Genomic DNA, 24211 nt, shown 5'->3' on the forward strand with positions numbered 1-24211 from the left:
AAAATTATGGATGTATATCTTAAAATATGGAGACAGAAAGACAGACAAAGTGAAGGAAAACTGGTAAGCTACGACCTCAAAGGATTGAATCCTCACATGTCTTTCCTGGAAATGCTGGATACTTTAAATGAAAAGCTCATCACTGAAGGCAGTGAGCCCGTTGAATTTGACCACGACTGCCGGGAAGGAATCTGCGGACAGTGTGGTATGATGATCAACGGAATTGCCCACGGTCCTTTAAAAAATACAACAACCTGCCAGCTTCACTTACGTTCTTTCAAAGACGGGGAAACCATTCTGATTGAACCTTTCCGGGCTGAAGCTTTTCCTGTAAAAAAAGATCTGAAAGTAGACCGTTCTGCTTTTGACCGGATTATTTCTTCAGGCGGATTTGTTTCTGTAAATACCGGACAGGCGCCGGATGCCACTGCTATTCCGGTCACACACCAGACTGCTGAAGAAGCTTTTGATTCCGCGGCGTGCATTGGATGTGGTGGCTGTGTAGCAACCTGTAAAAACGGAAGTGCCGCTCTTTTCACCTCAGCCAAGATCACGCATATGGTTCTGCTTCCACAAGGTAGAGAAGAGAGAAGCACCCGTGTGATGAATATGGTCTCCCAGATGGACAGTGAACTGTTCGGACACTGCTCCAATACGGAAGCCTGTGAAGTGGAATGCCCTCAGGGAATTTCTGTCCTGAATATCGCCAGAATGAATTATGAATACAGCAGGGCCCTGTTTTTCAGAAAAAAATGAGTGTAAAGCAGTGATAAATATTTATTTGAACTAAGGGTAAAGGGTAAAACCGCAGGCTTAAAATGCGCAGTTTTACCCTTTGTTTTTTTTATCTTTTTAACTACGGATTGATCATAGCCACTACTCTTGCCGGAGCTGCAGAACCGCCAACAATTTTTAACGGAAATACACAGACTTTAAATCCGGAAGGAGGCAACGCACTAAGGTTAGTCAGCTGCTCCATATGAAGGTATTCTTTTTCGATGCCTACGCGGTGGGCTTCCCAGAAAAATTCGGGATCGTTCATTTCTTTTGCTTTTTGGGCCATGTATTTCAGAGGCAGATCCCATCCCCACTGATCGATTCCCATTACTTTCACTCCCTGATCAATCAGCCATTCGGTGGCTTCACGGCTCATTCCGGTTCCTTTTTCGGCAAATGCCGGAGTTCCCATCAGCTTATCACGGTCGGTCCTGATCAGGACGATATTACCCTGCTGAATGGTAATCCCGTTTTTATCAAGGTCTTTTTTAAGATCATCCACGGTAATGACTACGAAATCTTCTTTTTGGCTGCAGTCGATCACAATTCCATCACCATAACACCAGTCCAATGGGATCTGATCAATGGTTTTGGCCGGTTTTCCTTCTACCTCCGGCCCATAATGCCACGGTGCATCAATGTGCGTTGTTGAATGAAGTCCCATATTTTTTATGGTATCATCTGCCCACCCTGTCCAGTTTTTAGGGAAGAGCCTGAACGGAAGATTCAGAGCCAGGCGGATCAGCCAATGGGATTTTTTGTGGGATTTATGTCTGATCTTCACTCTCATGAACCAGGGATCCCCTGCGTTGTACTGAATAGGTTTGGAAAGGTCTATTATGGTTGTTTTCATAGAATGGTATGGTATTATCGCGAAATTACAAAAATGAAGCCTGTAACTTTAAACGGGATATGAAATTACAGAGCATTTTTTTACTGGCCGCAAAGATTTTCATATCAATACTCCGGTAAAAATTATTGGGAAGGGTATTTTACTCTCGTAGATTACGCGGATTGGGCAGATTTTTGATTCTGTGGCCAATAAAAACCGGAGATTTTATATAGCTTTACTTTTGCCACGGATGCACGAATTTTATTATCGTTGTACAGATTGGCTGTGTAGGCTTTGGCTAAAGCCCAACGGATGGTTTTTTATTATTAAGGCGGACTAAAGTCCGCCTCTATTGAATAAATTCTGCAATTACAGCTGATTTCCACTCACGGTGGAGATCTGTGTGAGTTTTTTCTCTCGATTATACTGATTGAATGGAATTTTAACCTTTTTATTTATACTTCTTTATCAAAATAAAGTCTGTAATATTTTCCTTTGTCATCTTCTCCGGTTTCTATTTTCTGGCGGTCGCCGTGAATGTAGATATGGAAGTTTTTGTCCAGTTTGATAATGCTTTTGAAGTGTCGCTGTGTTTTCTTTACGGCTGCTTCACTGATCGGGAATTCTTCTGCAATATTGATCTGCATATCCTGTTCGTAATCTGTCTTGAAATTGACAAAACTTTCGATTACATGTTCGTCCCCCAATACTTCATTGGCGAAATCATCCAGCTTGAATTCTTCTTTTTCTTTAAAGAAATTGATGGATTTGTTAAGGAAATCTGCCTGGTCTGCTTTGGAAACTTCAAATTCCTGCGGAAGCTGTTTTGTGATATAGTCCTTATACACCATCAGGGCTTCCTGGGTGTGGAAATATTCATCGTCGCGCTGTTTTACTTTCAGGAAGTCTTCGAACCAGTAATACATATCCCCGTTCTTGTTGTTGTCTATCACAGAAAGTACATATCCGGTGTCTTTATGATTATTGTAGATCAGGGCAGCTTTATCTATTTTGGATAAACCGATTCCCTGGTCTTTTTCAATGTCGAAAGTTTCTTCCAAAGGATTAATTTTCAGGAAGGATTCTCTTTTTTCTGTTTTAAAGATCCCGATCTTATCTACTTTATCCGGACGGTCGCTTTCTTCTTCAAAATAAACGATAAACAGTTCGCCGCTCTGTACTCTTGGGTTTTCGGCTGCTTCGAAAAGATGTTTGGCAATATTTTCCGACTCCCAGAGGAATTTGGCTTTGTCTTCAAAGATCTCGGATACCGCACTGTAAACCGGGTTATTCACTAAATAAGTATCGCTGTAAAAGTGGAAGGTCTCTTCGGATTTGAAAGATCCTAAAAAGTAATTTTCCAGCAGTTCTGCCATTCCTTCGTCCAGCTTCAGCTCTTCCTGGGACAGCGTTAAAGATTCTCCGTTGATTTTATTTCCTACTCTGTGTACTATTATTTTTGAAAACATGTCCTGAATATTTTGGACTGCAAAGATAGATGGTTTGATGTGAAATGCAAAAGACTAATGCACTGACATAAAAATTCCGGCTTTATTTTTCCGTTCCTTCCATTTCGATAATATCCTTATCATTTTGACAGTATTTTCATGATGAAGCACCTCATCAGAAATCAATTATATCATTAATTATCAACGAATTAAACAAATACAATTCTCAAAGGTATGGCATTGGCATCATGGTTTTTAAAATATAAACCTATGGATTTAAAGACCTTAAACCGGATTGACAGACTCAGAAGACTGAAAAGCAGGGGACCAAAAACTCCGGGATGGCTGAAGCCGTACCATCTTCTGTTCATCGCTTTCTTTACTGTTTTTATCATGGGTGCTATCCTTAAATTAATTGAACAAAATCATTGATATGATGAACTATTCAGATGCCGTTCAGGAAATCACAGAAATCCTTCCTGATTTTGAAAACAGACTTGCCGGGTTTATGCCCCGGAATGCCCACAGTGTAATCCGTACGTTCACGGAATGCATCAAAAACATGGTCAGACAGAATGACAGTGATCTTTTGTTTAAAAGCCTGCGAAAGATGAGTGTAATTTATAATAAAGGAGATCTTCCGTTAAAAAATGCAGTGGAAAATATTTTCATCTATTCCCTGGACAATTTTACAGCATTTTGCAGCGGAGAATACCGGAAAGTGATCTTTAGTCATATTTCACATGAGCTGAAGATGTGCCATTCCAGACAGATTTACAGTCACGGGTTATAAGGTTTTATTACATTTTTTATCCGTTTCATTACAAAGTGTTTAAATTAAACAAAATTTAAAATAACTCACAATCAATAGATTATGAAAAATAAAATCAGAAAAATTTCAGACTGGAAAACCTGGAAAACCACGACTAACAGGCACAATTCAGAGATATTACTCACTCACATTGCCGTGATTGTCGGGGTCTTTATTTTTGCAGCCTGTCTGTAAATTTTGGTATACATTTCGCTGCAATTAAAAGTGTTTGAAAAATCTTAATTATGATGAAAGTACCAATGCAAACTATTAATCAAAAAATAGCTGTTGAATACTTAAAATTTTTCTATCCTCCGCTCAGAAATGAGATCACCCAGTTATCCGTTCAGGACAATTTTGCCGGGGTGATCCAGGCGACGATCAATTATCTGAAAAATCTGCTTCAGGAATCAAAAATCAATATCATTGCCCATCACATCAAGCTGATGGACTGGATATACAGGAACGGTAACTCTTATGTAAGAACCGTGATTGAGAACCTGTTCGTAAGATCGTTCGAAAGCTTTAAAAAACATGCCAGGATAGCCCACTGGAAACTTCTGTACCAGTATATGCCGGTAAGCTTCCAGATCATTTACAATGAGCAGCAGAAGCAGGATGAAATATTCTTTAAAAAATAATTTAATTTGTCAATAGACTCCTCTGGTATTTTTTGCCAGGGGAGTTTTTTTAGAGGTTGATGGAAGAAGGAGGCTGGGAGTTACTTTTAGTTATAGATACTGAAAAGCTCTGTACAATCAAATTAGCTAAAAAAAGATGACAATCTGATACATGGAAGCTTTATATCCGCAGCTCAGCTAATGAAATTTTTAAAGGCAGATATTCAACATCCTTATGCCCTTTGATTACCATATACTCACCTTCCAGACTTATGGATTTATAGATTTCAAGGAAGAATTCTACTCCATTCGCCGTTTGATCGATATTCTTTTCAAAAATAACGGCCCCATCCTGCTCCAGGGTAAGTTTTGAATACATTCCCTCTTCTTTAAAAACAATCCAGACAGAAGCTCTGATCTTTTGTTCTGATAAAATAATTTCGGTATCTACTGCTCTGAAATCAGGGTTGAGTTCCATTGCGAGTCCTTTATGGTAAGCATAATCAACAGCCTCAGCCAAACCTTTATTCTTCATCAGTTGAGCAGATTCTCTCAAATACCGGCATCCGCATTCCCAAAGAAAGACACTTTGTCCGGGCCAGCTAAGTTTCATAAACTCAGCCTTATCAAACCATCCATAATACTGCAAATCGCCGCCAGAATAATAGTGCGTATTTTTAGGTACTACAGGAAATAGTTCATATGTTTTTTCTGTATAGAATTCAAGATTGATGAATGGAATCTTTTTTCCATCATATTTTTCATTGAGAAGACGATTCAATAAGGTTCCCAATCCAAAAAACTGTCCGGAAAGATGCTGCATCCGTTCAGAACCGTCCCTGAACCAAAATAATGTTCTGCCTATTTTCATGATGATTTGTTTCTTATTTCATTACAATTTTGAAAATCACTTCCCGATGAGTTTCTTCAGTTCTTTTTCATCCGATAATCCGGTAGAAGCAGAAATTATTTTAAAATTATCATCAACCAGAACAGTATACGGAATGGCCTGATTAAGCATGAAATGAATCTGAAGAGCTTCTTTCTCAGTGTTGTTATTGCTTATGATCAGCTGTTTCCAGTTCATTTTTTCTTCTTTCAATGCTTTTTTGCCAGGCTTTTTTGTCTGTATCAATAGAAACGGAAACCAATTCAATTTCATTTCCGTATGAAGAACGGATTTTCTTCAGCATCGGAATTTCCTGTCTGCAGGGACCACACCAGCTGGCCCAGAAAATAATCAGATGTTTTTTGTAGCTCTTATCAGCGATTTCTCTTTTCACCCCGTTATGATCTTCAAGCTGAGGAATAGGAATATTGTTTTTGTCTGATCTTTTTTGGTTATAGACCTGAAGCTTTTCATATAGATCACTTTGAGTAATATCCCCCTTAAAGGATTCCAGGAAATCCTCTACCTGTCGGGCAGAAAAACTGTTCTTATTTTCATTGATTTTCTTTAATAAATGAAACGAATACGGGTATTTCACGATTTTTTCCTTTACCGTCTGAGCCGTTCCTTCCTTAATATTTTCAAACAGATCAGCATCTACGTTAAAGAGTGCTTCCGTCTGATTTCCGGCAGCAATTTCAGGGCCGGTTACCAGCTTATAATTTTCCGAAAGCTGAATATTTTTTGAAACAAAATCTTTGATATTGCCATTGATTGTAATGTGCGGATCATTCATGAAAAACTGGGATTCCCAGTCTCCGTTTCTGTATTTGGCATGAGTCGGAAAACTGAAAGCCCGTAGAACCCCTTTCCTGTCTATATGATCAATCCCGATATAACCGGGAACCTCTTCTGCTTTCCACTGATGGGTCAGCTTAAAATTGCCTCCTATCGTTTTTACGCTGTCAATTCTTTGAGAGGGATTATCCTTATAGATATACAGCATTCCGTCTGGCAGATTGGGAATTTTCCCCTGGATAACAGTTTCTTTTTCTTTCCGGGAACATGAAATGACGGAGAAAACCATACATAAAACGGATAATAACTGAAAACTCTTCATACTTAAATAAGGTAAAAAAGGAAGTTTTTTCTCTTCATCAATCTGGATTTTATTCAGTATGACAACTGCTTTTCTATGTGTTTTATCCCATTGGTGCTGCGAATGTAGAACTTCCGAAACAGCCTGTAAAAATTTCATGAAATTAGTTTTTGATTTACATCCTGCGAATGTAGTTATTTTCCGGGTATCAATTCATTTTTAATTACCGGAAGCATTATCTGTAAAAATAAATTCAAAAAAAACAAAATATTCTTTTCATAATGTACAATCGGTAAACACTTTAGACGATTTTAATCAGATTAGGTCATTTTTGTTATATTTGAAAACGTTACATGTTAAATGAGTACCGTTTTTTAACTTGGATTCTGTATTTGAAAAATTATATACCGGCTATAAGCATCAGGTCTTTTTTTTCGTGAAAAAATATGTTCACGGACAGGACGATGTTGAGGATATTGTACAGGATATTTTTGTTCATTTATGGAAGCACAGGGATTCTTTGAATAAGAATACAGAAGCTATCGTTTACAAAACTGCCAAGCAGGAAATCGCCAATTTTTACAGAAAAAATAAACTTTCTTTTACCGACCTCAACGAAAGTTCTGTTCCGGATCCCGAAAAAGAAGAATATGACGAGGAAGAATCCGGAAAACATCTGCAGCAGATTGAAAGTTTACTGGAACAGGTTCCTGATAAAAGCAAATCTTTCTTCCTTAAACATAAAATTGAAGGACAGAGCTACTCCCAGATTGCCGAAGAGCACAGCATTTCTAAAAATGCCGTTGCGAAGCACGTGAATAAAGTTCTGAACCTGATCAAAACCCACCTTCACTCCTTTTTCTGCCTTTAAAGAATAATACACTTTCTCATAAATACATTGTGGTCTTTCTATATTTATCTGATAAATGATTATATTGTACCGCCACAATTGAAAACTCATTCATGAAAAAATATCTGCTTATTCCTTTGATCTTAATCTCCGGATTTCAGGGCTCTGCACAGACAAAATACCAGAAGGATTTTGAGGAATTCTGGTCAGACCTCAACAGCCGGTATGCCTACTGGGATCAGCGGGATATCGACTGGAAAAAGGTCAGGGAAATTTACAGTCCGCAATCAGAAAAAATTTCTAATGATCATGAATTTATTCAGTTTCTGGAACAGGTTCAGAATGAGCTTTATGATCATCATTCCTCATTGAATACGAATTTAGACACCTCCAACCGCCTGGTTCCTTCCGGTTCCGATCTGCGTGTTGAAAAAAAAGGGAATCAATATTTTATCCGGGATCTGAGAAAAGGGTTCGGTGCAGATTTATCAGGGTTGAAAATAGGAATGGAGGTCATCCTTTTCAATGGAAAGCCTGTTGATGAACAGCTCAGAAAATTTCTGCCCAAATTCACAAACCGGCACACTCCGCAGATGTATCAGTACGCCCTGGATATGCTTTTTGCCGGAACGCATGATATTAAAAGGGAAATTACCATTAAGGAAAATCAGAAAACAGCCGTATTTTATCCTGTCAGTTACAGTAATTCCAGCGAGTTGCTGTTTAAAAAAGTAATAGACGGCCATACGGGATATATCAAAATAAATAATTCTTTAGGCAACAATAGCCTGATTGCTGAGTTTGATAAAGCACTGGACAGTATGCTTCAGTATAAAAACCTCATCATTGATTTAACCGAAACACCCGGCGGAGGAAATTCTACGGTGGCAAGATCTATTATGGGAAGATTTATTCAGACACCTTTACCGTATCAGGTTCATGAGTTTGATGAAAAGGAATACCAGACCAAAAGACACTGGGTAGAATATGTAACGCCCAGAAAAGAAATATTTAAAGGAAACCTTTACATTCTGGCCGGCCGCTGGACAGGAAGTATGGGAGAAGGTATCACCATCGGATTCGACGGAATGGGCAGGGCTGAAATTATTGGAACACCTATGGCGGGATTACGGGGCGCTATTTCTAATTTTCAGCTTACCAATACTAAAATAGGGTTTCAGTTTCCGACAGAAAGGCTGTATCATATTAACGGTACACCGAGAGAAAATTTTATTCCCAAAACAGAAACCCGCAACAGTGAAGAAACACTTCAGAAAATCAGGGAAATCATTTCTGAAAAGAACAGAACTCCCTCTGTTTCAACTCCCTGAATATCTTACAGCTGTTTCTAATTCTCCCCTGTTTAAAACATTAAAATCAATGCAGGGAGAAGCTTAATTAAGAAAAATTTCTTTTTCAGAGGTTGACGATTCCGGATTTCCGCGTAATACTATACAGCAGCCAGTTTTTTTGCTGCTTCAAGAATCCGAAAAATAATTCCTCATGAGAAAAACGCTATCATTTCTTTTTTTACTTTCCGCTACTGTTTTTTATAATGCGCAGACTACCAAAGAAGAGATCACTTCCGATCTGAGAAACACAGGCGGAGTATATCTCGCCTACCCTGCCCCTACCCAAAAACTGACGGCAGTTCCTACCGGATACCAGCCGTTTTATATCAGCCATTACGGCAGACATGGTTCCCGATGGCTGATTAACGATAAAGATTTTTCCGGGGTAATGAATATCCTGAAAAAAGCAGCAGCAGACAATGCCTTAACGGAAGCCGGAAAATCTGCTCTCCAAAGGCTTGAAAAGATCTGGATACAGGCTGAAGGTCACAACGGGGATCTTACCGAACTCGGTGCATTACAGCATCAGCAGATTTCACAGAGAATGATCAGAAACAATCCTCAGGCTTTTGAAGGAAATGCAGTCGTGACCGCAAAATCCACCGTTGTACCGAGATGTATTCTCAGTATGGCCTACTTTTCCAATGAAATTACCGCCTATAATCCGAAAGTGAAACTATCTATGGAATCTTCGGATAAGTATATGAAGTACCTCAACCATCACACGAAAGAATCTATTGATTTCCGGGCTGGAGATAATTTCTGGCAGGAGGAAAAGAGAAAATTCAGACAGGATAACTTCCAGACCGGAAGATTCATCAGAAACCTCTTCAATAATGACGAATATATTTATAAAAATATAAATCCGGAAAAAGTAATGGAAGCGTTTTACTGGATCGCCAGCGATATGCAGAACCTGGAAACCGATATTTCATTCTATGACCTGTTCACCAAAGACGAAATTTTCAATATCTACCAGAGCATAAACTATCAGACCTATGTAAATGACGGTCCTTCCCCGTTAAGCAAAGGCCTGGTAAAGAATAATGCCGCTCCGCTGGTTAAAAATATTCTGGCTGAGGCTGATGATTATATTAAAAATAATAAAAAAGGAGCTTCTTTACGGTTCGGTCATGACGGAAATATCATCCCGTTACTGGCTTTTCTGAATATTGAAGGAATGAACAGGGAAGAAGCAGATCCCAAAAATGTTTACAAAGTCTGGAACACTTTCCAGGCAGCTCCGATGGCAGCCAACCTGCAGCTGATTTTTTACAGGAATAAAAAGGATGATATTCTGGTAAAATTCCTTCATAATGAAAAAGAAGTTCATATTCCGGTTCAGTCAGGAAGTTTCCCTTATTACCAGTGGAAGGACGTAAGGAACTACCTGGAAACACTGACAAAGTCCCTGTAAAATAAAACACTGAATATCAGTACTTTAAAAAATATTATTCTAAAAATTAATTTTAAAGGTTGACGATTCGGGATTTTCGCGTAATACTCAATAAGAACATTATGGAAGACAAAAATTTCAGAAACAGCTGGGAAGAAGCCCGCAGGGAAGACCAGAAGATCGACGACCTTACGGATGCCCGCATCAGGGCAGGTATTGAACGTAAATTGAAGTCCCGTAAAAATCATTACAGGAAATGGTACTGGGCCGCAGCTGCTGCTGTGATACTCACAGGAATCTTTAGCATGTGGTATTCCCCGTCCCCAATGCCGAAAGAAGAGATAAGAATGCAATATTATTCCAGTTCCGATTATACCAGAACCGTCAGTCTTCCGGACGGAAGCCGTATTGTGCTGGAACCCCACAGTACACTTGTCCTTGCCCCTGACTTTGGCCAGACCGGCAGAAATATCACCTTTATCGGTAAAGCCACTTTTGATATTGCCAAAGATAAGGCCAGGCCGTTCCGTATCAATGCCAGAGATTTTGAAGTTCAGGTCCTGGGAACGAAATTTTTCCTGGATCAGACAAGCGGCAGCCAGAAAGTGGAATTATTTGAAGGTAAAGTAATGATCAGCCATCATGGTAAGACCACTTATTTACTGCCTAATGAAAGCTGGAACCAGAAAACAGAAAATGTAAAGCAGACCTATTACGCTGCAGATTCCAAACGGGATTTTTCTTTTCAGGATGACAGTTTCGGAACAATTATCTCTGAACTGGAGCAGGTATACCATATAAAAATCCGTTATCCGAAAGAATATGAATCCAAAAAGATAAGAGGTTCTTTCTCCGGAAATCTGGATGAGGTTTTATCTGCGGTGTGCTACCCTTTCAACCTGAAAACGGTAAAAATATCAGACAAAGAAATAGAATTACAATAAAAAAAGCACCGATAATTGGCGTTATCGATGCCGGATTAACTCTTACAACTCGCGAAAGTCTAATAAAGTTTAACTCCCAAATTTATGAAAAAAACAATAATCTCCATTGTTTTACTGGTTTCAATCGGGACACCCGCTCTTCATTACGGGCAAAACAGGACCTCTCCGGCTACTCAGCAAAAGGTAAACCGGGTACCCATTTCCAAAGTTCTTGACAAACTCAGCAAAACGTCAAAAGTTCAGTTCCTGTATTCCAGCTCAGATTTCAAGGATGTTCTTATTGATGAAAACAATATCAATTACTCATCCCTGGAGCAGTCTCTTACTTATCTCAGGAAAAATTATCCGCTGGAATACGAGATCAGGAACAATACGGTTATTCTCAGAAAAACGGCTGCCCGCAAATCGGTTGCACAAAACTCAGAAAACTTTTCCGCATCGGATACTCTTGCCATAAAGGAGAAAAAAATTGATGAAGTAGTCATCATCGGATACGGAAAAGTAAAGAAATCGGATGCCACAGGTTCACTCACAACGGTAAAAATTGACAGTGAGAACAACGGAAGCCCGGTTTCTGCACAGGATGCACTGGCAGGAAAAGCTGCCGGGGTGAATATCATTTCACCCGGAGGAGCTCCCGGTGCAGGTTCTACGATCAGGATCAGAGGAGGGTCTTCCCTTTCCGCCAGCAACGATCCTCTGATCGTTATTGACGGGATTGCCATAGACAATTCTGCAACTTCAGGATCCAGCAATATCCTGGGAATGATCAATCCGAATGATATAGAAACCTATACTGTCCTTAAAGATGCTTCCTCAACAGCAATTTACGGTTCCCGTGCTTCCAATGGGGTCATCATTATCACCACCAAAAAAGGGAGTAAAAAGACCAGATATCAGTATTCATCATCTACAAAGGTGAGTTATAATCCCAAAATGCTGGATGTTCTGAGCGGTGATGAATACAGAAATTTCATTAAAAGCCAATATGCAGGCAACAGTACCGTTATTAACGGGCTTGGAACCTTCAGCACCAACTGGCAGGATGAGATCTACCGTACTGCGGTGAGTAACGATCAGAATTTCAGTATGACCGGTGCTGTTAAAGAAATTCCTTACCGTTTATCATTAGGCTACACCAATCAGGAAGGGATTATCCGTAAAAATGCCTATGAAAGAATGAATATGAGCCTTGCCCTGAATCCTTCTTTCTTCGATAAACATCTTAATGTAAACCTGAACTATAAACCGAGCATCGAGAATAATGATTTTATTTCCAATCCGGCAAGCGGTGCAGCTTCTTTTGACCCTACCCGCCCGGTATATGACAGCTCTACGCCTTATGGCCTGGGCTACTTCATCTGGACAGATGCCGCAGGAAAGCCGATCACGCAGGCCGGATCCAATCCTGTTTCCGTTCTCGATCTGAGAAAAGATGAATCTAAAGTAATCCGTCATATCGGAAATATTCAGATGGATTATAAAATCCACGGATTTGAGGATTTAAAATTAAACGTCAATGCAGGTTTTGATATGCTGAAAAGTGACGGAGACGTATTTGTTCCGGACAACTCTCCTCTGGCATGGACTTCTATCGGAAATGACGGCCAGGGCCTTACGGAAGCATATACCCAAAAAAAGAAGAACCTCCAGCTGGATCTTTACGCCGATTATAACAAAAGTATCGGCAGCCATAAGATCAATGTGATGGGAGGTTACTCATGGCAGAAATTCTGGAAAAGCTATGATGATAGCCAGACCAACCTTACCGGATCAAAGATATACAGGGATATTGTCACCAAATCCGAATATTATCTTGTTTCGTTTTACGGACGTCTGAATTACAGCTTCAAAGACCGCTACCTCTTTACAGCAACATTAAGGAATGACGGCTCTTCACGTTTTTCCAAAGCTAACCACTGGGGGCTTTTCCCTTCGGCTGCTTTTGCCTGGAAGATCAATGAAGAAGGCTTCCTGAAAGGCAAGAATATTTTCTCTGATTTGAAATTAAGACTGAGCTACGGAAAAACCGGGCAACAGGACATTGGCGGAGATTATGAATGGATGCAGACCTATACTTTCAGCCAGTCCAATGCCATGTACCAGTTCGGGAACCAGTTTTACCAGACCATCCGTCCGAACGGCTACGATCCCAACCTGAAATGGGAAACAACATCTACCTACAATGTCGGTCTGGATTTCGGAATCCTTAAAAACAGGGTATCCGGAACAGTAGAGGTATATAAGAGAACAACGGACGACCTCCTGAATAAGATTTCCGTAGCTGCCGGCTCCAATCTTACCAATATGATCTACACCAATATCGGATCTATGGAGAATAAAGGGGTAGAGCTTACCTTGAATACCATTCCCGTAAAAACGGAAAACTGGCAGTGGAATGTAGACATGAACCTTTCCTTCAATAAATCTGAAATCACCAAACTTACACTGGTTGACAGCCCTGATTATGGAGTGAATATAGGAAATGTTTCAGGGGCTACCGCAGGAACGATCCAGATCCATTCAATCGGGTATTCTCCGTATACGTTCTATCTTTATCAGCAGGAATATGATGCCAACGGGAAACCTGTTGAAGGAAAATATAAAGGCGGACTGGTAAAGGATAAAAGTCCAATGCCGAAGTCTTATCTTGGAATTTCCTCAAAAGTAAGCTATAAAAACTGGTACCTGGGATTCAACGGTCATGCTAATTTCGGAAACTATGTTTATAATAATGTGAAATCCAAAGACTATAAAATGAAAGCCAATTCAGGTAACGGAACGTACAGCAATATCCTGACCTACACAGCGGAACAGGGATTCAACAACCTTCAGCTTTACTCGGATTTCTTCCTTGAAAAGGCCTCCTTCTTCAGGATGGATAACATTACTTTAGGGCATAATTTTAAAAACATCAGCAACAAATTTGACCTGGGTGTGAATTTATCTATGCAGAATGTCTTTGTCATCACCAAATACAGCGGGCTGGATCCTGAAGTTTATCTGGGAATTGACAATAATATTTACTCAAGACCGCGCTCGTTCCTTTTCGGGCTTAATGTTAATTTTAAATAATATCATAATGAAACGTTTATATATACTGCCGTTTATACTGCTTCTTTTTACAGCGGGATCATGTGTAAATGACCTGGATACCGCTCCTATTGACCCGAATATGGTAACCGGAGAGCAGATTTATTCAGATCCTGCCAATTACAAGGGGGTCCTGGCCAAATGTTATGCTGCCTTGTGTCTCAGCGGACAGGAAGGTCCTACCGGAGATCCGGATATGGGGAACTTTGATGAAGGATACAGCTCATTCATCCGTCTTGCCTTCTATATCCAGATCCTTACCACTGATGAAGCTATTATGGGTTCACAAACCAACGGTTTAAGGCAGCTTGCCACCAATACCTGGGATTCCAATACCGCCATTCTGAACGGATATTACGCCAGGTTATACCAGATCATCGGATATACCAACGAATTTTTAAGGCAGACCACAGACAGCAAACTTGCAGAAAGAGGCCACAACGATCCTGATTTCAGGCAGCAGGTAAGCTACTTCCGTGCTGAGGCCCGTTTCCTGAGAGCCTATTCCTACTGGGTACTTCTGGATACCTATGGAAAAGTTCCATTTGTAACGGATGCTGACAAACTGGATCCTCAGTTCCTTCCCAAGCAGATTTCAAGAACGGATCTGTACAGCTATGTGGAAAATGAACTTAAAGAAATTGAAACAGCCCTTCCCACATCCAATGAATACGGAAGAGTGGATAAAACCGCCGCCGATTTTCTTTTATCAAGACTTTATCTGAATGCCCAGGTGTATACAGGGTCTGCACAATGGGCAAAAGCCGCTGAATATTCGGAAAAGGTAATCAGCAGCCATTACAGCCTTTCTCCAAAATATCTGTACAACTTCCTGGCAGACAACCATACTTCGCCGGAGATCATCTGGTCTCTGAATATGGACGGTATCCATTCCAAAACATACGGAGGAACAACATTTTTTGTACTGGCACAGACCGGAGGAACCATGCTTACTTACCTGAATATGGGTATTGCCGGAGGATGGGGAAATATCCGCGTACGCCCGGAATTTGTCAACAGGTTCCAGACAGCGGATCAGAATTTCAATACCGCGGATCCTAATGCTTTTGCCAAGAATGACAGCAGAGCGCTGTTCTTCAACATCGGTCATAAAAAAGATATTGCCGCTCTACCGGGAACTTTCCAGGACGGATACGCCTTTACCAAATGGAGAAATGTCACCAAAAGCGGAACTGCCGGTTCTGATGCGGCTTATGTAGATACCGATTTCCCGATGTTCCGTCTTTCCGAAGCCTACCTTACCGCTGCTGAGGCCTATTTAAGAACAGGAAATACTTCCACAGCTCTTAACTACGTGAATGTCGTAAGAAACAGAGCTTACAATAACGGTAACGGAGCTATTACCGCTTCCGATCTGAACCTGAATTTCATGCTGGACGAAAGATCAAGGGAACTTTCATGGGAACTTGTGAGAAGAACCGATCTGATCCGTTTCAGTAAGTTTACCGGAGCGGATTATACCTGGAGCTGGAAAGGAAATACCCAGGCCGGAAAAGGAATTGCAGAAAAATACAATATTTTCCCGCTTCCTTCCGCAGATATTACCGCCAACCCCAACCTGGTACAGAACGACGGTTATTAACTGATACCCTTTAACATTCATAGAAAAGACACCTGGTTATCCGGGTGTCTTTTTTTGCAGAAATCTGCATCGGTTAAATTTCGTATATGTTTACTGACATTTGTTCCGATGAGTGACTTCCTTACCTGTCACAATCAGCAGTAAAAACAGGAGCGGATATTTTTTTTACGGTTACCTGTGGCTGTGAGGTTCCCGTGATCCGGTCAAATTTCATCAGGACATCCTGGTAATGGTAATCTTTACTGTTGTAGTCCAGCTGTTTTGCCGGTACAGCCGGATTTACATATATGTTCTTTATTTTATCGTACTTGTAGTGTTCAATATTTATTTCCCGGTCCATATCATCATGGGTATTATAAGCGTTGTTGACCAGTTTATAATCTGCTGCAAAAGCCCGGTTGAAAGCTCCCTCGATAAATTTCAGTTCTTCTTGATCAGAAAATGCTTCTTTTACGGTAGATTTTCTGAAAGCCTTTCCTGAAGCATCCTCCGGATCGGATAAACCGTTTTTCGTTATTTTGAAAACAAAATCGCGATGATACAGGCTGTCCTGCATATGCTGAACAATAAAATCGTTGTAATCACCGGTCGGAAAATTATACATCAGTCTGGGGATATCCACTCCCCTTTCATTTTCGTAATTCTGTTCTTCCAGTAAAGTAATGGCTGCCGGTTTTTCTTTAAACAGATGAACATTGGGATAATCAAAGCAATTGGCATTCTCATTAAAAAGCGGCTGCATTTTATTGGGAAATTCCCCCACTACAATTCCGTTTCCGATACCATCTCCCATGAAGCTGACGCGCATTCCTGTTTTAACGGAAGGATTTTTCCTTGCATAGACATAGAATTTGGCATCCGGATTTTGAGGTTTTAAATAAACGAGATCTTTTTCAATGCTCCAGGTTCCTTTTATCAATGTTCCGTAGGCTATGACGAGAAACGTTTTATTTTTATTGATGACAAAAGCGGCCCCTTTGGCTTTATAAACTCCCTCGATATTCTCCGCATTTTTCTGGGCATGGGCCAGAACGCTGCAAAGCACCATAAGCCCGAAAAGCATTCTGCTGAAATTCAGTTTCATCGTTTTAATATTTTGATAAAGATCGGAAAAAAAGCCCAATCACGGCAAATAACCGGTTTTTTTGAAAAAGAGATAAAGTTTTATCATCATTTTTTCAGCCTGCTATAAAATTGATTGACCGTACTTAAAAATACCACGATTGCGGTATTTGAAAAAAAATGCCGATTCCTGAATTTTGTATCATATAAATTCTGAAAATGAAAAAGATAATTAGCTGTATTATTATATTTTTAATATCTATAAAGGTCTTTTCTCAGAAAAATGAAATTACAGGAAAGGTAAAATCAACTTATTCCAATACTTTCGGTGATAAAAACGGACCTGCCTCTATAACTTTTGATATTAATTACAGAGTGATCCCTGCTTACGGAAATCTATATGCCGGCTATAAAGCATCCGTTTGGTCTACTTCTCAGGAAGTCATCTACTTCTACAAAGGAAAAACATATATGTCCAATATGATTCCTGAGCTCAGAAATGTGAAGATTAAATCGGTAAGCGGTATTCTGGAGGTATACAATCCATCACTGAACCCTCCCCGGATTACCAAAAATGTAGAAATTTTCATAGGCGGCTACCTGGATAATTCCGGGCTGGCAGGAGGAAACAATACCGAAGTTTCATCCAATATTCCCAAAAACTGGGCTGATTCCGACACAAAAGTGGATTTTACCGCGAAGAGTATCTCCTTTGATGGAGGCGATGCCCACGCTGCCATAGAAAGATATCTCCGTAAACAAAAAGAAGAGGAATCGAAAAACATAAAAAAAGAAGAGCCGGAAAAAACGGTGCAGAATCAAAAATCTTCCGGTAAGAAACAAAAATCCATAAGCAAATCCCCGGCTTCTGATGATGATTTCCGGAATGATAAATCCCCCGTCCAATCTTCCAATAAAACTACGTCCAAAGCTGAAACTGCGGCGGAAAAAAAAGCCAGGAAAGATAAAGAATACATAGGAAAAATCAACGGCATCATGGAAGAAGGTGAAAAAAGAAGAGAAGAATCCAACAGGAAGATGGATGCCTGGCAAAATAATTTCAACACCACTTTTTATGCACAGCAAAATGCCCGGTCTTTGCGGGAAAATATAGAAGAAAATTCAAGTCTTTCAGGAAATTATTCATCTGTTGAAGAACTGGAGAGAGACTTCAACCAGAAATACTCTTCTATAAACCAGTCTGTAAACGAATGGAAAGAAGCCGCAGATGAATCGGTAAAACAGGGAGCCAATTTACTTTTTAATAACGGAACGGCCTCCGGACAGGCAATTGGCGAATTTGCAGGCCTGGCAGCAAGCCTGTTCAATAATGGTGAAAAACAGAAAAGAGAAGCAAGAGAAAAACTGGAAAAACAAAGGAGGCAATATCTTCTTGAATTTGAAACCAAAAGAAAAGCAGCTTTGCTGGAACTGAGACAGAAACTTTTTTCTGAGTTTCCCGATGGCGGAACACCACTCTCCAGACACAATATAAAACAGCCTGAAGTCTACTGTTTTGCGTATTACTTCAACCAGAATGATATGGAAGCCGATAAACCGGAAATTTATATCACCAATGTATATCCCGTTGCACAGTACAGCGATGGAACCTGGCCGTTTAAAAATTCTCTGGTCAACGAAATTAAAGCCAGGACCAAAACCCCGCAAATAACCCTGATGGGATATTACACTCAAAAAGACCTGGCAGATAAGATGAGACAGAGCCTTATCAACCTTTCGGCAAAAGCTGAAATGAAAACCGTTGGTATTGAATACAAAGGAAAAGCCGCGGATAAAACAAACAAAACTTCTTCCGGTGATTTTTGGGAAACTGGAAAAACGGCTCCCAAAAAGGAAACTACGAAAACAAAAACTGATGATTTCTGGAATAATTAAAAAAAACTAATCATGAACATACTGCCTTTTTTATTCCTTTTTATTTCTGTATTGGCTTTCCCGCAGAATGATACAAAGGCCAAAATAGAATATGAAGATGCAGAAACTGCTTTTGCTTCGGGAGATTTTACCAAAACGCTTTCTCATCTTGAAGAAGCAAAAAAAATCCTGAAAAAAGAAAATGCCAAAATTCTTTATCTGCAGATTTTAGCAGAAAGAGAACTGGCCAGAAAAGATACCGCCTATTTTTCCACAGTAAAAAAAACGATTGAAAAATTTGAAAAATCACCGGGGTATAAGCCTTTCTCAGAAGAGAAGAAAGGAGAAATCTACAAAATATATAAAAGGCTGGATTCGGAGAAAGAAGCTGTTGTCAATGAAATGAAAGATACCCGGAATAAAGAATCGGCATTCCAAAACTTTTCTTTCAAAGACTGGGAACTTGATGTAAATATAGATGAACTGAAGGAAAAACATAAAGAATCAAAATTTTTTAAAGCCCGTCCGAAAAAGCCTAAAAAGCCCCATGATTATTTTGGATACCATCTTTTCCCGATGGGTAAATACGGTTTTGACCTTACTGCTGTTCTGCTGAATGACAAAGATGTAGTAAAAGGATATATGTTTACATATGATTACAGCCGGTATAAGGGCAATGTCAGTATTTCCTCCATCCAACAGATATATCAGCCTGTTATTGAGGAGCATACCAAAAAATTCGGATTTAAACCGCAAACCGATGAAAAAGAAAAATCGATAGAATACACCTGGAAGAAAAATGGTAAAACTGTTGTTTTCCAGATCTGGGGTTTACAGGATTCTACCGGAAAAGATGCTGCGTTCTCCGCATATAATACGGCTTTTGTCATGATAAATTAATACTATGAAAATACTACCGTTCTTACTTTTGCTGATTCCTGTGCTGGTTTTCTCACAAAATGACCTGAAAGCAAGGCTGGAATATGAAATGGCGGAAGAAGCCTTTGCCGAAGAAGCTTATCCGAAAGCGGTCACACATCTTGCAGAAGCAGAAAAGCTCCTGGGAAAATGGACACCAAAAGTTTCATATCTGTTTATAATCTGCCTGGATAAAGTAATGGATTATCAGACACCGGACAGCCAGGAATTACAGACTATGAATGCACAGATAAAAAAATACATGCAATATGCTTCCAGGGCAAAGAATATAGATACCGACAAGTTCCGGGAGATACATACGATTGAGAAATATGTGAACTCTGCCAATATAAAATTTGAAGACCCTGATGCCAAGCTGGCTGCAAAATATTTTAATGATAAAGACTACGGACAATCTTTTGATTATTCTAAAAAGGCAGCTGAAAAAGGAAATCTATATACAATGACTTATATAGGATATTATTATGCAGAAGGAAAAGGAGTGGAAAAAAATCTTGAACAGGCTCAGAAATGGTATACAATACCGGCCGAAAGAAAAATCAGGACTGCCATGAATAATCTTGGAATTTTACATTATGATGCCAAAAAATATTCTGAAGCTAAAAAATGGTTTGAGAAAGCGGCCATGAAAGACGATGGCAATTCCATATGTTCATTAGGGGTTATGTATTATTCCGGATTGGGTGTACAGCAGGATTATGATCAATCGCTCAGCTGGTTTGAGAAAGCACTGGACAAAAATTTCACCCCCAATTTTTACAGCATGCATATCATAGGACATTTATATTATATGAAACAGGATTATGAAAAGTCGATGAAATGGTTTAAGGGATCTTATGAAAATGGAGATGCAGAGACTAAAAATATAGCTAAAGGGTATATAGCCAAAATGTATCAGGAAGGATTAGGCACAGAAAAAAATAAAAAACTGGCCAGAGAATGGCGGAATAAATAATGATTGATATTTTTTAAAATAAAGAAAACCGTGGCTGTACCACGGTTTTCTGATATTTAGCGATATGCTGTTTGCTTTTTATTTCACTTCTTCGAAGTCAGCATCCTGTACATCTTCACCTCCTGCGGTGTTACCTCCAGGGTTTTGAGCTCCGGCACCTGCATCAGCTCCCGGCTGTTGGCCAGCTGCGTACAATTCTTCAGAAGCCGCCATCCATGCTGCATCTAACGCTTCAGTTTTAGCTTTTACGTCATCAGCATTTTTAGCTTCGAAAGCCGTTTTCAATTCTGCGTGAGCTGTTTCGATAGCTGCTTTTTTATCAGCAGAAAGTTTTTCACCGAATTCTTTCAATTGTTTTTCAGTCTGGAAGATCAATCCGTCAGCTTTGTTGAAGATTTCAACTTCTTCTTTTCTTTTGGCATCAGCAGCAGAGTTTTCCTGAGCTTCTTTCTTCATTCTTTCGATTTCTTCATCAGAAAGACCTGAAGAAGCCTGAATTTTGATCGTCTGCTCTTTACCTGTTCCTTTATCTTTAGCAGATACACTTAAGATACCGTTAGCATCAATATCGAAAGTTACTTCAATCTGAGGAACTCCTCTTGGTGCCGGTGGAATATCTGCAAGATCGAATCTACCGATTTCTTTGTTATCGTTGAACATTGGTCTTTCCCCCTGTCCTACTCTGATGCTTACAGCCGGCTGGTTGTCAGAAGCAGTAGAGAATACTTCAGACTTTTTAGTCGGAATGGTGGTATTCGCTTCAATTAATTTTGTGAATACAGAACCCATTGTTTCAATACCTAAAGAAAGCGGAGTAACGTCAAGAAGCAATACATCTTTTACATCCCCTGTCAATACACCCCCCTGGATTGCTGCACCAATAGCTACAACTTCATCCGGGTTTACCCCTTTAGACGGTTTTTTACCAAAGAATTTTTCCACTTCTTCCTGAATGATCGGGATTCTTGTAGAACCACCAACCAGGATTACCTCGTCGATATCTGAAGTAGACAGACCTGCATCTTTCAGCGCTTTGGCAACCGGCTCCATAGATCTTCTTACCAGATCAGCGGATAGCTGCTCGAATTTAGCTTTAGTTAAAGTCTTCACCAGGTGCTTAGGTCCCGTAGCCGTAGCCGTGATATAAGGAAGGTTGATTTCAGTCTGAGGAGAAGAAGATAATTCGATTTTTGCTTTTTCAGCAGCTTCTTTCAATCTTTGAAGAGCGATAGCATCAGTTTTTAAATCTACTCCTTCTTCAGCTTTGAATTCATCTGCCATCCAGTTGATGATCACATCATCAAAGTCATCACCTCCTAAGTGAGTATCACCGTTGGTAGACAATACTTCAAATACACCGTCCCCCAAATCAAGGATAGAGATATCGAAAGTACCACCACCAAGGTCATATACTGCGATTTTCTGATCTTTATGGTTTTTATCAAGACCGTAAGCCAAAGCAGCAGCCGTAGGTTCGTTGATGATTCTTTCCACTTTAAGACCGGCAATTTCACCGGCTTCTTTAGTAGCCTGTCTCTGCGCATCGTTGAAGTATGCCGGAACAGTGATTACTGCTCTTGTTACTTCCTGTCCAAGATAATCTTCCGCAGTTTTCTTCATTTTCTGAAGAGTCATTGCAGAAATTTCCTGTGGAGTATATTCTCTGTCGTCGATTTTTACTTTTACGGTATCATTCGGTCCTGCTACTACTTCGTAAGGCACTCTTGAGATTTCTTTGGCATCTTCTTTAAAATGAGTTCCGATAAATCTTTTGATAGAGTATACAGTTTTCTTTGGATTCGTTACAGCCTGTCTTTTTGCAGGATCTCCCACTTTTCTTTCACCATCTTCTGTAAATGCTACGATAGAAGGTGTTGTTCTCTTACCTTCAGCGTTAGGAATAACAACAGGGTCTTTACCCTCCATTACAGCAACACAAGAGTTGGTCGTTCCTAAGTCAATTCCAATTATTTTACTCATAATATTTTTAATTTTTCTAATTTTTATATTTTAATTTACACTCTCAATTTCTCAATATCTATACCATTCAAAAAAATGTGACAAAATGACACAATAAAAATAAAACCCCGATTGAATCGAGGTTTATTTGTGTTTAAGTTGGTAAATATGTTCATTATTTTCTGATAATTTTTTTCATAATATCCGTCTTTCCATCATGGATAATGAGAAAATACAATCCGGCCGTCAGGTTTTGCAAATCAATCCTGGATATTCCTTTCTGTAGTTTTCCTGTCCGTATTATATTACCTGAAACATCTTTAATTGAATAGGGAGTTCCTTCATTATGATAAACCACCTGCACATATGAAGAAAATGGATTTGGATATACTTCTACCCTATCTTTTTCTTTACTTACTGTATCAGTCCCCAGTGTTCCACATGCGCCTACATTATTATTAAATTCTGTCTGCAGCAGATCTATGGGCTCCTGACCAGCAGTAGATGATGTTTTAACTCTTAAAAGTATAGAAGGTGAGCCCGTGGGATCCGTAGATTTAGAAACCTTCAGGAAAGCAAAAAGAGCCGATGTTCCATTATTGGCACATCTCGTATCTGCTCCTACCATTTTTGCTCCCTGAAGAGCAGCCATAAGCTTACATGCCAGCCCACCCTGCTCCCTGTTGAATCTAGCTTCCATTGAATCCAGAACTTTTTTACCTAAGAGTATATTTCCCTGAATAGCATAGGTTGGTCCCTCTATATGTCCTTTATAGTCCAGGCAGCTGTTTCCTGTAAAGGCTTTCGATCTTGCCGTTCCGTTATTCAGATCTACAATACCGTACTGGCGATTTTGGGGAAGATTATTAGTATCATTAGCCATAAGCCAATTAATAATCTCTTGAGGACTGTATCCTGCAAGCATTCTGGCTGTCGCATTATTCTGATTACCCGCATCGTACATTGCCTGTGTATTAATTGCCCCTCTCCCCGGAATCAGTACTGAAAGAAAATCAGCATTGCTCAGATAAAAAGATGAAGGATACCAGCTAATATCCAAACATGATGCACCCGCGCTCCCTACTTCTCCGGTTACCGGATCTACGGCTACGATTGAAAAAGTATCCTGGGCAAAAACTAAGTAATGAACAGCGAATAATAAAAGTGAAAAAATTCTTTTCATAATATATATTTTAAAGTGTTTTTTGTCTTGAACTTTAAAATTAAATATATTAAAAAAGACAAGTAAATACCCAAAACACACTATTAATCAACTAACTAATTAAAAATAATTTAAAATATACATCAAAAACCATCATAAAAAATAATTGTTAAAATAAAAATAAAACACAGATAGAAAATTCTTCATTCTATGGAATTTATCAAAAAACACGACACGTTCTGTCGCTTTGAAGCCATAGCTTTGCCAAAGAGAGAAAATTTCTCTTATAAAATTGAGAAAAATATAAAAATGATAAAATAAATTGTATTAGATCCCGTTCAAGTGATACCGTTGTCTTAAAAAGTGTTAAATTTGCAGCGGGAATACAAAAACTAATATTAACTAAAAAAAAGACATAAATACATGAGAAAAAGCTATGCAGGCGTTCTGGCTGTATGTGCTGTCCTTACTTTTCCTGCTCAGGAAGTAGTATGGCAGAAAGATCTCAAATCCTCTACCCAGGATTTCTTAAGCCAGATTACCAC

At 39.5% G+C, this 24211-nt stretch carries 22 protein-coding genes; 13 read left to right on the forward strand and 9 right to left on the reverse strand.

The window, feature by feature from the left end:
* Positions 1 to 6: 6 nt before the first annotated feature.
* Positions 7 to 756 carry a succinate dehydrogenase/fumarate reductase iron-sulfur subunit gene (locus AC106S_RS07115; protein ID WP_482438386.1) on the forward strand — a complete coding sequence of 250 codons (750 nt, stop codon included), beginning with the start codon at positions 7 to 9 and terminating at the stop codon, positions 754 to 756.
* Between the two features lie 100 nt (positions 757 to 856).
* Here the strand turns inward: AC106S_RS07115 and AC106S_RS07120 are convergent, their stop codons facing one another.
* The 3 genes from AC106S_RS07120 to AC106S_RS07130 all read right to left on the reverse strand — a co-directional run bounded on the left by AC106S_RS07120 (position 857) and on the right by AC106S_RS07130 (position 3452).
* Positions 857 to 1630: a cyclase family protein gene (locus tag AC106S_RS07120; protein ID WP_482438387.1), complete on the reverse strand. Its 774-nt coding sequence runs from the start codon at positions 1628 to 1630 to the stop codon at positions 857 to 859.
* A 434-nt stretch (positions 1631 to 2064) separates the two neighbouring features.
* Positions 2065 to 3078, reverse strand: a complete 1014-nt coding sequence (locus tag AC106S_RS07125; protein ID WP_482438388.1) for a nucleoid-associated protein — start codon at positions 3076 to 3078, stop codon at positions 2065 to 2067.
* A 188-nt stretch (positions 3079 to 3266) separates the two neighbouring features.
* Positions 3267 to 3452 carry a hypothetical protein gene (locus AC106S_RS07130; RefSeq protein WP_482438389.1) on the reverse strand — a complete coding sequence of 62 codons (186 nt, stop codon included), beginning with the start codon at positions 3450 to 3452 and terminating at the stop codon, positions 3267 to 3269.
* A 38-nt stretch (positions 3453 to 3490) separates the two neighbouring features.
* Between AC106S_RS07130 and AC106S_RS07135 the strand changes: the two genes are divergently transcribed.
* From AC106S_RS07135 to AC106S_RS07145, 3 genes are all read left to right on the forward strand, one after another.
* Complete coding sequence (locus AC106S_RS07135) at positions 3491 to 3850, forward strand: DUF7674 family protein (protein WP_482438390.1); 360 nt, start codon at positions 3491 to 3493, stop codon at positions 3848 to 3850.
* An 81-nt stretch (positions 3851 to 3931) separates the two neighbouring features.
* Positions 3932 to 4063 (forward strand): hypothetical protein, encoded by a 132-nt coding sequence (locus AC106S_RS07140; protein ID WP_262486735.1) that lies wholly within the window; start codon positions 3932 to 3934, stop codon positions 4061 to 4063.
* Positions 4064 to 4113: 50 nt separating this feature from the next.
* Positions 4114 to 4509 (forward strand): DUF7674 family protein, encoded by a 396-nt coding sequence (locus AC106S_RS07145; protein WP_482438391.1) that lies wholly within the window; start codon positions 4114 to 4116, stop codon positions 4507 to 4509.
* A gap of 160 nt (positions 4510 to 4669) precedes the next feature.
* On the opposite strand, the gene AC106S_RS07150 is transcribed toward AC106S_RS07145, so the two are convergent.
* The 3 genes from AC106S_RS07150 to AC106S_RS07160 are packed head-to-tail and all read right to left on the reverse strand — an operon-like array spanning position 4670 to position 6635.
* The gene (locus tag AC106S_RS07150; RefSeq protein WP_482438392.1) at positions 4670 to 5359 is read right to left on the reverse strand and encodes a hypothetical protein; all 690 of its coding nucleotides are present in this window, start codon (positions 5357 to 5359) and stop codon (positions 4670 to 4672) included.
* A 36-nt stretch (positions 5360 to 5395) separates the two neighbouring features.
* Positions 5396 to 5575 (reverse strand): hypothetical protein, encoded by a 180-nt coding sequence (locus AC106S_RS07155; RefSeq protein WP_482438393.1) that lies wholly within the window; start codon positions 5573 to 5575, stop codon positions 5396 to 5398.
* Complete coding sequence (locus AC106S_RS07160; protein ID WP_482438394.1) at positions 5544 to 6635, reverse strand: thioredoxin domain-containing protein; 1092 nt, start codon at positions 6633 to 6635, stop codon at positions 5544 to 5546. The genes AC106S_RS07155 and AC106S_RS07160 overlap by 32 nt, the downstream gene beginning before the upstream one ends.
* Before the next feature lie 220 nt (positions 6636 to 6855).
* Here AC106S_RS07160 and AC106S_RS07165 point away from each other — a divergent pair, with 220 nt between their 5' ends.
* From AC106S_RS07165 to AC106S_RS07190, 6 genes are all read left to right on the forward strand, one after another.
* The gene (locus AC106S_RS07165; protein WP_482438395.1) at positions 6856 to 7347 is read left to right on the forward strand and encodes an RNA polymerase sigma factor; all 492 of its coding nucleotides are present in this window, start codon (positions 6856 to 6858) and stop codon (positions 7345 to 7347) included.
* A gap of 92 nt (positions 7348 to 7439) precedes the next feature.
* Positions 7440 to 8657, forward strand: coding sequence for a S41 family peptidase (locus AC106S_RS07170; RefSeq protein ID WP_482438396.1), 1218 nt, complete (start codon positions 7440 to 7442; stop codon positions 8655 to 8657).
* Positions 8658 to 8829: 172 nt separating this feature from the next.
* A complete protein-coding gene (locus tag AC106S_RS07175; RefSeq protein WP_482438397.1) occupies positions 8830 to 10095 on the forward strand; it encodes a histidine-type phosphatase in 1266 nt (421 codons plus the stop codon).
* 101 nt (positions 10096 to 10196) lie between these two features.
* Positions 10197 to 11018: a FecR family protein gene (locus AC106S_RS07180; protein ID WP_482438398.1), complete on the forward strand. Its 822-nt coding sequence runs from the start codon at positions 10197 to 10199 to the stop codon at positions 11016 to 11018.
* Positions 11019 to 11102: 84 nt separating this feature from the next.
* On the forward strand, positions 11103 to 14093 hold the full coding sequence (locus tag AC106S_RS07185) for a SusC/RagA family TonB-linked outer membrane protein (RefSeq protein ID WP_482438399.1): 2991 nt from the start codon (positions 11103 to 11105) through the stop codon (positions 14091 to 14093).
* 7 nt (positions 14094 to 14100) lie between these two features.
* Complete coding sequence (locus AC106S_RS07190) at positions 14101 to 15714, forward strand: RagB/SusD family nutrient uptake outer membrane protein (protein ID WP_482438400.1); 1614 nt, start codon at positions 14101 to 14103, stop codon at positions 15712 to 15714.
* 121 nt (positions 15715 to 15835) lie between these two features.
* Here AC106S_RS07190 and AC106S_RS07195 read toward each other — a convergent pair whose 3' ends face one another.
* Entirely contained in the window at positions 15836 to 16798 is a 963-nt protein-coding gene (locus AC106S_RS07195) for a hypothetical protein (protein ID WP_482438401.1), read from the reverse strand.
* 197 nt (positions 16799 to 16995) lie between these two features.
* Here AC106S_RS07195 and AC106S_RS07200 point away from each other — a divergent pair, with 197 nt between their 5' ends.
* From AC106S_RS07200 to AC106S_RS07210, 3 genes are read left to right on the forward strand one after another with little or no spacing between them, the layout of a single operon-like run.
* Positions 16996 to 18672: a hypothetical protein gene (locus AC106S_RS07200; RefSeq protein WP_482438402.1), complete on the forward strand. Its 1677-nt coding sequence runs from the start codon at positions 16996 to 16998 to the stop codon at positions 18670 to 18672.
* 12 nt (positions 18673 to 18684) lie between these two features.
* Positions 18685 to 19551: a hypothetical protein gene (locus tag AC106S_RS07205; protein ID WP_482438403.1), complete on the forward strand. Its 867-nt coding sequence runs from the start codon at positions 18685 to 18687 to the stop codon at positions 19549 to 19551.
* A 4-nt stretch (positions 19552 to 19555) separates the two neighbouring features.
* Positions 19556 to 20545 carry a tetratricopeptide repeat protein gene (locus tag AC106S_RS07210; protein ID WP_482438404.1) on the forward strand — a complete coding sequence of 330 codons (990 nt, stop codon included), beginning with the start codon at positions 19556 to 19558 and terminating at the stop codon, positions 20543 to 20545.
* A 78-nt stretch (positions 20546 to 20623) separates the two neighbouring features.
* On the opposite strand, the gene dnaK is transcribed toward AC106S_RS07210, so the two are convergent.
* Positions 20624 to 22525, reverse strand: coding sequence for a molecular chaperone DnaK (gene dnaK / locus AC106S_RS07215; RefSeq protein WP_482438405.1), 1902 nt, complete (start codon positions 22523 to 22525; stop codon positions 20624 to 20626).
* A 154-nt stretch (positions 22526 to 22679) separates the two neighbouring features.
* Positions 22680 to 23687, reverse strand: a complete 1008-nt coding sequence (locus tag AC106S_RS07220; protein WP_482438406.1) for a DUF1028 domain-containing protein — start codon at positions 23685 to 23687, stop codon at positions 22680 to 22682.
* Between the last annotated feature and the right edge of the window lie 524 nt (positions 23688 to 24211).

This window comes from Chryseobacterium sp. FR054, from assembly GCF_056844565.1.